The following is a 1,496-nucleotide window of genomic DNA, read 5'->3' as shown; positions in this document are numbered from 1 at the left end:
ACAGCTGATTCAGAGTGCAGGGTACGGCATTTTAAATCAGCAGGCACTGGAAGATATTCAGTTCCGAAAGTTTAACAACAAAACTGGTGCAACAAAACCCTACCAGGTCAAGGTAGCCTTTGACTATTCCACCTGGATCAAGACGTATATTGTATGGATTGTAATTATATATATTTAATGAATTGAGTTGAGTTAGACCTTCTTGAGCGGCAAACTGTTCATAAGTGATGCCATTGTTCCGAAACTGGGGATTAGTATCGGGATAAATCCATTCCGATACCATCCAATCTTGACTAGCAAACAAGAATTCTGCACAGTTTTTCCTTACCTGAGCATATTTCAGTCTAATCCCAATGGGAATTTCAGCCCAAGGACCATGCTGCCAGACGAAATCTGGGTCAAAAAATGCTTTAAATGCCAAGTCTTTGCCATTAATTCTCAGGCGAGCTACCCGACCAACCATGCCAGCTCCAGCTATTTCTACCTCAACCTTCATTCCCCCTGTAGATAGCATTTCAGGATGAATTGGAGCTGGTTGTGTAGGCAAATCCTGGCAGGGCAAATCCTGGTATAGCATGGCCTTGGAATATAACCCCTTGGGGTTGACTTCTAATTTTTCTCTGGAAGGCTTCACCTCTCTTGGTGCGCTTTCCCTAGGTCGGGAAACCCGACCGGGGTCGCACCGCTCTACAACAGATTTTGGACTGTGCTGACATACTCTGGTTTTTTTTACTAAAATAAATCTCTTGTTTACCCTACCTAATCTAAGCCGCACTCTTTTTAGGTAGAGTGTGACTCGGTGTCCTTCTGAGGAGGTACTACTGACATAGTTGGCTAATTTGTCGAAAAATTGTCTTAACTCTTTGATGGTAATCCCGTTAGTTACATCCAGTAGCTCGGAAGGTGGTGGATAAAAGTATAGCTTTTTTTGACCAGTAGATTTGATCACCTGTTGGCAGAGGGCATGAAATTTCCTGGGAGACATCAGTTTTTGCTGAGCCTGACGTATAATTGGTGCGACGAGCGATTCCTCCCACTGCTGGTAATCTGCCATGGTATTATCCTTTTTCTGCCAAATTTATTATTATCTACTGTTTTAATCATCTTTGAGATCTAAACTTCACACTTCTTAACTATTTTGGTGAGGGGTGAGGGTTGGTGGTCAGTAATCGTAAGCATTCAGCAATCAGCCTTCAGCCTTCAGCCTTCAGCCTTCAGCCTTCAGCCTTCAGCCTTCAGCCATTCCCCTAGCGTGCCCATAGGCCAAGGCTCAAGCTAAGGAAACAGCAGACTTAACTCAGATTAAACAAATGCTTACCTCTTTTATTCAAAATGCTTTCCTCATCAATAAGAATGTGCATAACCCATGAGCTGATACGCGACACGCTGATAGCTGTTCGCACCTCAAGGAGCGTGGCCATTCGCGTAGCGTGGCCAACGGCCAAGGCCAAGCGTGCGCGTAGCGCATTAGCTGAATGCTTACGTTCCTTTGGAAA

At 44.4% G+C, this 1,496-nt stretch carries 2 protein-coding genes; both read right to left on the bottom strand.

The features are described from left to right. Positions 1–31: 31 nt before the first annotated feature. Positions 32–1,054, bottom strand: coding sequence for a hypothetical protein (locus tag F6K20_RS38170; protein WP_287298379.1), 1,023 nt, complete (start codon positions 1,052–1,054; stop codon positions 32–34). A gap of 238 nt (positions 1,055–1,292) precedes the next feature. Next, positions 1,293–1,496 (bottom strand): hypothetical protein (locus tag F6K20_RS38165; protein ID WP_287298378.1); only part of this gene is annotated, 204 nt, incomplete at its 5' end.

The organism is Moorena sp. SIO2C4 (assembly GCF_010672485.1).
Classification (GTDB): Bacteria; Cyanobacteriota; Cyanobacteriia; order Cyanobacteriales; family Coleofasciculaceae; genus Moorena; species Moorena producens.
Note: the sequence above shows the minus strand (reverse complement) of the source record. Positions and strands in the feature narration are given on the sequence as shown.